The sequence below is a fragment of the Pseudomonas bohemica genome (assembly GCF_002934685.1).
Lineage (GTDB): Bacteria > Pseudomonadota > Gammaproteobacteria > Pseudomonadales > Pseudomonadaceae > Aquipseudomonas > Aquipseudomonas bohemica.
Genome location: NZ_NKHL01000045.1, coordinates 1 through 6404, shown reverse-complemented (window position 1 = coordinate 6404; position 6404 = coordinate 1). Strand labels below are relative to the sequence as shown.

Genomic DNA, 6404 nt, shown 5'->3' with positions numbered 1-6404 from the left:
AAGCCGTTTTGCTGCAGGCGTTTATAGGCGTCTGCGCGATGGATAACCAGCGCCGCAGCGACAGGGGCTAAACTCACCCATACCTCAACGCTCACATCCAATCATCATGATCGGCGCCCAAGTCCTCACTCCGCAAACCATGACCGTCGCCTGGCTGTGCTACCTGCCGATGCTGCTGTGGGCGATCTGGCATTGCCCCTGGGTCGAATTGTTCACCGACCCACGACGTCAGCACCTGTTGTTCGGCACCGTCTTCGCGCTGTTTCTGTTGTGGCTGATGCGCCGCGATTTCAACTCCGGCGTTTCATACCATTTCCTCGGCATGACCGCCGTAACCCTGCTGCTGGACTGGCCACTGGCGATTGTCGGCGGGCTGATTGCGCAACTGGGCATGTTGGCGATGGGGCGCCAGGACCTGGCGTCGCTGGGGGTGAACGCCTTATTGATTATCGTATTGCCCGTGCTGATTACCGAAGCCTGCTCGCTCATCGTCGAGCGCGCCCAACCGAAAAGCCCTTTCACCTACATCTTCTGCTCAGGCTTTTTCGCCGCAGCGCTGACCGCGTTGCTCTGCCTGCTGATCGCGATGGGCGTGCTTTGGCACGACGCGCTGTTCGCCATGCCGGAATGGCCGGGCGATTTCGTCGGCTACGTGTGGTTGATCGTCCTTCCCGAAGCGTTCATCAACGGGATTATCGTCACAGCCCTGGTGGTGTTTTGCCCGCAGTGGCTGGAAACCTTCAACCGCACGCGGTATTTCGCTGCGCCGTTGAAGGACGATGGTGATGGGTGATTGCGGGAGCCGCTCGGGATCCCTGCGATGGTGAAGATTTGTCACGGTTCTCTGGGGGTAAGCTTGCTCACGAATACGGCTCGTCAGACTCTGAAAATGTCGCTGAATGTACTGACCTCTTCGTGAACAAGCTCACTCCCACCTATGATCTTTCGCCCGTGACCCAGGCTTTTTATCAATGCTGTCGCGGCTCGAACTCACCCGAAAACAACTCATCCTCCGCATCCGGTGCCACCGGAATCGCATGTTCTTCCGACGCCCAGGCGCCAAGGTCGATCAGCTTGCAGCGGTCCGAACAGAACGGCCGGAATTTGCTCTCTGGCGTCCACTCCACAGGGGCTCCGCAGGTTGGACAATCGACGGTCATTGGTTGGCTCATCATTGGCCTCCACGCAAAGTTAGGTAAAAGTGATGCAGTCGCTCGACTTCGCTCTTCAGCCAGGCAGGGTCGCGATCATTGACGATCACATCGTCAGCGCGGCTCAGACGTTCCTCCCGACTGGCCTGCGCGTTCAGAATCGCCCGAACCTGCTCTTCATTGGTCTTGTCGCGCAGCACCGTGCGCTCGATCTGCAGCGCTTGCGGCACGTCGATCACCAACACCCGCTGCACCATCCGATCCTGCGAAGTCTCCAGCAACAGCGGCGACACCAGAATCGCGTAAGGCGACTCGGCGCGCGCCAGATATTGCCGGATTTCTTCGCGAATCAGCGGATGCAACAAACCCTCAAGCCAGGTTCGCTGCTGCGGATCTTTGAAGATCAGCTCCCGCAACGCCGCACGGTTCAGCGTGCCATCAGCCTGCAACACCTGCACACCGAAGTGCTCGGCAATCTGCGCCAGCGCAGGGCGCCCTGGCTCAACCACCCAACGCGCGGCGTTGTCAGCATCGACCAGATGAACGCCCAGATCGACAAAGTATTGCGCAGCCGCAGTCTTGCCACTGCCAATGCCACCAGTGAGACCAAGAATCCAGGGTTTTGCGACGGAAGAACTCATCTGAAACCGGCGATCTGCAAATACGAAGTGGTTATTTGATCACCCCAGAGCAATGCGATCCACCCCGCAATGGCCAGATAAGGCCCGAACGGTATCGGCGTGCTCGTCTCGACGTTGCGCAGCCGCAACAAAATCAGGCCCAACACCGCACCGACAATCGACGACAGCAAAATCGTCAACGGCAAAATCTGCCAGCCGCCCCAGGCCCCGAGCATCGCCAGCAATTTGAAATCGCCATACCCCATGCCCTCCTTGCCGGTGGCCAGCTTGAACAGCCAAAACACTCCCCACAACACCAGATACCCCGCCACCGCGCCCCACAGCGCATCGGTCAGCGAAGCGAACAAACCGAAGGAATTGACGATCAACCCCAGCCACAACAGCGGCAATACAATCGCATCCGGCAACAGTTGGTGATCGGCATCGATCAGACTCATCGACAACAACCCCCAACTCAACACCAACACCGTCCCAGCCTGCCAGCCGAACCCGAAATGCCAGGCGACGAAGGCAGACAGCAGGCCGCATACCAGTTCCACCAGCGGGTAGCGCTTACTGATGGGGGCTTTGCAATTGGAGCACTTGCCCCCCAGCGCTAGATAACTCACCACCGGCACATTCTCCCAAGCGCGGATCTTGTGCGAGCAGTGCGGGCAGCGGGAGTGGGGGAGGATCAGGTTGAAGGTTTCGCGGTTTGGTTCTGGCGGGAGTTCCAGGACTTCACGGGCTTGTTTTTTCCAGTCGTGGTGCATCATTTTGGGAAGGCGGTAGATGACCACGTTGAGGAAACTGCCGACGAGCAGGCCTAAAACGAGCGTGCATAGGACGAAGGCCAGTGGGGAACTGGCCAGGAGGTCGAGGAGGGGCATGGTTAGACGACGCTGCCAAGTTTGAAGATTGGAAGGTACATGGCAATGACGAGGCCCCCGACAATGACACCCAATACGGCCATGATCATCGGTTCCATGAGTGAGGTGAGGCTGTCGACCATATTGTCGACTTCTTCCTCGTAATAGGTTGCCACCTTATCAAGCATAGAGTCGAGTGCTCCCGATTCTTCGCCGATTGCGGTCATTTGTACGGCAAGCATCGGGAACACGCCGGTGCTGCGCATTGAGAAGTTGAGCTGCATACCCGTAGAAACGTCCTGCTTGATCTTGTTAACGGCGTTTTTGAAGATGATGTTACCGGTCGCGCCCGAAACAGAATCCAGCGCCTCAACTAGAGGAACACCAGCGGAGAATGTTGTAGACAATGTGCGGGCGTAACGTGCGACTGCCGACTTGTAAAGAAGTGGCCCAACAATGGGAACCTTCAGCAGCGCCCTGTCCACCCCATTCCGAAATTTTTCCGAGGTTTTGTGTGCCCTTTTGAACGCAAAAAACGCACCGACCAGTGCCCCGACCACGATGTACCAGTAATTCTGCACAAACTCGGAAAGATGGATGACCATCAGCGTGAATGCCGGCAGTTCTGCGCCGAACCCTTCAAAAATCGATTGGAACTGCGGAACCACTTTGATCAACAGAATGGCGGTCACGACGAAGGCTACGACGACTACGGCAATTGGATAACTCATCGCCTTTTTAATTTTGGATTTCAGCGATTCCGTCTTTTCTTTGTAGATAGCCACGCGGTCCAATAGCGATTCCAATGCACCGGCTTGTTCACCAGCGTCGACTAGATTGCAGTAGAGGTCGTCGAAATACTCCGGCTCATGGCGAAGTGCGGTCGCTAGGCTGTGACCTGCGGCGACGTCTTGCCTCACGTCGTCCACTAGTTTGCGCATTCTTGGATTTCCCGACCCTTCGCTGATAATGTCGAACGATTGCAGCAACGGCACCCCAGCTTTCATCATCGTTGCCAATTGGCGGCTAAAAAAGGCGATATCAAGCGGCTTGATCCGTTTGCCTGCACCGAAAAGAGAAATGCTTTTTTTACGAACTTTGGTGGGATTTATACCTTGCTTTCGAAGCTGGGCTTTAATCAGTGCCGGATTATGACCATTCAGTTCGCCATTGATTTTATTTCCCTTTTTATCGATCCCTTCCCACGCATACACACTGACTTTTACTGCCTTAGTCGCCATGGTTAATCCTTGGTCACCCGATTGATTTCCTCAAGACTGGTCAATCCCTGCATGGCTTTCCTCAGGCCGGAAGTGCGCAGGTCATTAAAGCCGTCCTTGCGCATTTGTCTGGATATATCAATCGAGTTGCCTTCTTCCATGATAATACGCTCAAGCGCCGGGGTATTTTTTACTACCTCGTAAATCCCCATGCGGCCTTTGTAACCACCATTGCAGTTTTCGCAACCCACGGCGGTGTAGAGGGTGAACGTGCCTACTCTGTCCACAGGAAACCCTTCTGCTATCTGAGTTTCTCGGGGGACGTCAATTTCTTTCTTACAAAATGAACAGAGCTTGCGTGCCAGTCGCTGAGCGATGATCAGGTTGATGGCTGTTGCAATGTTAAAGGCAGCGACACCCATATGATGCAGTCGGATGAGCGTCTCAGCCGCGCTGTTGGTGTGCAGTGTGGAAAGCACCATATGCCCAGTTTGCGAGGCTTTGATAGCGATTTCCGCCGTCTCCAGGTCGCGGATCTCTCCCACCATGATCACGTCCGGATCTTGACGCAAGAACGCTCGCAATGCTTGTGAAAAGTCCATCCCTTGCCTGGCATTGACATTAACCTGATTGATCCCCTCCAGATTGATCTCGACCGGATCCTCCGCAGTGGAAATGTTGATGTCGGTGGTATTGAGGATGTTAAGGCCGGTATATAGTGAAACGGTTTTACCGGAGCCGGTTGGGCCCGTCACCAGTATCATGCCTTGCGGTTTGCTCAACGCATCCAGGTAAAGTGCCTTTTGCTCCGGCTCGTAACCCAATGCGTCAATGCCCATCTGTGCGCTGGTCGGGTCAAGGATCCGCATCACAATTTTCTCACCCCAGAGAGTGGGAAGCGTGTTGACCCGGAAATCAATTGCCCTATTCCGGGAGATCCGCAGTTTGATCCGGCCATCCTGCGGTTTACGGCGTTCGGAGATATCTAACCCAGCCATGACCTTCAGGCGTGCGGCGATGCGGCCCGCGAGCTGAGGGGGGGGCTTGGCGACTTCATGAAGAATGCCGTCCGTGCGCAAACGCACTCGAAAAATCTTTTCATAAGGTTCGAAATGCAGATCGGAAGAGCCCAGGCGAATGGCGTCCATCAACATCTTGTTGACGAAACGCACAACCGGCGCGTCTTCAGCGTCGACCTCTCCCAGCATTGTTTCTTTAAGGTCGACGGTGGTCTCGACCTCCAGACTTAGATCAACATCGGCCATTTCCCCGAGGCCGCTGTGGGTGTCTAAGAATTTCTCGATGGCAGCAGTAAGCTTATCGTCTTCGACCAAAACTGCTTCTGTGTTGAGTCCGGTACCGAATTGGATGTCAGTAATTGCTTGGTGATTGGTAGGATCAGAAATCCCGACAAACAGTTTATTCCCTCGACGCCACAAGGGCAGGGCGCAATGCTGACGAATCAGTTTTTCGCTGACCAGGCCCTTTGGCTGGCTGTCTTTGTCGAGAACGCTCAAATCCAAGAATGGCAGGCCGAACTGGTCGGAAGCCAATTCCGCCAGCACGAGACTATTTACCAGCTTGTTTTGGACCAGATAACTGACCAGCGACAGCTTGTCCTTGCGTGCTTGTTGGTACGCCTGCCGAGCAGTTTTTTCATTCAGCAGCTCGGCAACAACAAGCTGTTTAGCCAAACCGGTTAGGACGAAATCAGTCATTACAGCCACCAGACACTAACAATATGTGGTTTATAGCGCAGTCAGGCTTAGCTGCCAAATGAACGCGGGCGGGGTGACAAAAAATGTCACATAGTGCTGTCGATTTTGCGCACGGCGGGTCGGAAAAGCCACAGTGAGCCCATGCGCTCGTCACACGTTAAACTGGCACGTACTGTGCTTGGTCATGAGGTGGGATTTTCGATAATTGATGCTGGAGTAGTCGTGATGAATTCAGAGAAAGGTTTTACGTTGATCGAGCTGATGATTGTAGTCGCAATCATCGGTATTTTGGCGGCCATCGCGTTGCCTGCTTATCAGGATTACACCGGTAAGGCTCAGTTAGGCGCAGCTCTGGCTGAAATTACCCCCGGCAAGACATTGGCAGAGACCAAAATCAATGAGGGCCTTTCAGCCAACATCACCGACGCCGCGGACGTAGGTCTGACCACATCGGTACGATGCCCTAGTCTTGCTGTTTCGGTTATGACTACGGGCGCTGCGACTATCACCTGCACGATCGCAGGTAACCCAGCGGTAAATACCAAGACTGTTACGCTCACTCGTGATAGCACTAGCGGTGCCTGGAGCTGTGCTAATACCACCAAATATTCGACTTCTGGCTGCAATGGTAGCGGTAGTTAATCCAGGCAGTCTGTTCAGAGCTTTGTCTGAGTAGGCGTTGCCTGTCCGCACCTTAAAGCCCGACTTTTACAGGTCGGGTTTTTTTATCGCCTATGGGATGTCTGCTAGGTTTTGTACGAAAAGTCGGCAGGGTAGAATTGCCGCCATGATTGGCTGGAGGCCCGCATGGCAAAGCGTTACGAAC

At 54.7% G+C, this 6404-nt stretch carries 7 protein-coding genes; 2 read left to right on the top strand and 5 right to left on the bottom strand.

The window, feature by feature from the left end; translation table 11 throughout:
- Nucleotides 1–106: 106 nt before the first annotated feature.
- Nucleotides 107–793 (top strand): energy-coupling factor ABC transporter permease, encoded by a 687-nt coding sequence (locus CE491_RS00395; RefSeq protein WP_110946415.1) that lies wholly within the window; start codon nucleotides 107–109, stop codon nucleotides 791–793.
- A gap of 175 nt (nucleotides 794–968) precedes the next feature.
- On the opposite strand, the gene yacG is transcribed toward CE491_RS00395, so the two are convergent.
- The 5 genes from yacG to pilB are packed head-to-tail and all read right to left on the bottom strand — an operon-like array spanning nucleotide 969 to nucleotide 5578.
- Nucleotides 969–1172 (bottom strand): DNA gyrase inhibitor YacG, encoded by a 204-nt coding sequence (yacG, locus tag CE491_RS00390; protein ID WP_110946414.1) that lies wholly within the window; start codon nucleotides 1170–1172, stop codon nucleotides 969–971.
- Nucleotides 1172–1792 (bottom strand): dephospho-CoA kinase, encoded by a 621-nt coding sequence (gene coaE / locus CE491_RS00385; protein ID WP_110946413.1) that lies wholly within the window; start codon nucleotides 1790–1792, stop codon nucleotides 1172–1174. The genes yacG and coaE overlap by 1 nt, the downstream gene beginning before the upstream one ends.
- Nucleotides 1789–2661, bottom strand: a complete 873-nt coding sequence (locus tag CE491_RS00380) for a prepilin peptidase (protein ID WP_110946412.1) — start codon at nucleotides 2659–2661, stop codon at nucleotides 1789–1791. The genes coaE and CE491_RS00380 overlap by 4 nt, the downstream gene beginning before the upstream one ends.
- Nucleotides 2662–2663: 2 nt before the next feature.
- On the bottom strand, nucleotides 2664–3881 hold the full coding sequence (locus tag CE491_RS00375) for a type II secretion system F family protein (protein WP_110946411.1): 1218 nt from the start codon (nucleotides 3879–3881) through the stop codon (nucleotides 2664–2666).
- A 2-nt stretch (nucleotides 3882–3883) separates the two neighbouring features.
- A complete protein-coding gene (gene pilB, locus CE491_RS00370) occupies nucleotides 3884–5578 on the bottom strand; it encodes a type IV-A pilus assembly ATPase PilB (protein ID WP_110946410.1) in 1695 nt (564 codons plus the stop codon).
- Nucleotides 5579–5803: 225 nt separating this feature from the next.
- Between pilB and CE491_RS30540 the strand changes: the two genes are divergently transcribed.
- Nucleotides 5804–6220: a pilin gene (locus CE491_RS30540; RefSeq protein ID WP_110946409.1), complete on the top strand. Its 417-nt coding sequence runs from the start codon at nucleotides 5804–5806 to the stop codon at nucleotides 6218–6220.
- Nucleotides 6221–6404 lie beyond the last annotated feature (184 nt).

Excerpts from the sequence above, each read along its gene's own strand:
- CE491_RS00395 (WP_110946415.1), top strand. The coding sequence starts at position 107 with ATGATCGGCGCCCAAGTCCTCACTCCGCAAACCATGACCGTCGCCTGG.
- yacG (WP_110946414.1), bottom strand. The coding sequence starts at position 1,172 with ATGAGCCAACCAATGACCGTCGATTGTCCAACCTGCGGAGCCCCTGTG.
- coaE (WP_110946413.1), bottom strand. The coding sequence starts at position 1,792 with ATGAGTTCTTCCGTCGCAAAACCCTGGATTCTTGGTCTCACTGGTGGC.
- CE491_RS00380 (WP_110946412.1), bottom strand. The coding sequence starts at position 2,661 with ATGCCCCTCCTCGACCTCCTGGCCAGTTCCCCACTGGCCTTCGTCCTA.
- CE491_RS00375 (WP_110946411.1), bottom strand. The coding sequence starts at position 3,881 with ATGGCGACTAAGGCAGTAAAAGTCAGTGTGTATGCGTGGGAAGGGATC.
- pilB (WP_110946410.1), bottom strand. The coding sequence starts at position 5,578 with ATGACTGATTTCGTCCTAACCGGTTTGGCTAAACAGCTTGTTGTTGCC.
- CE491_RS30540 (WP_110946409.1), top strand. The coding sequence starts at position 5,804 with ATGAATTCAGAGAAAGGTTTTACGTTGATCGAGCTGATGATTGTAGTC.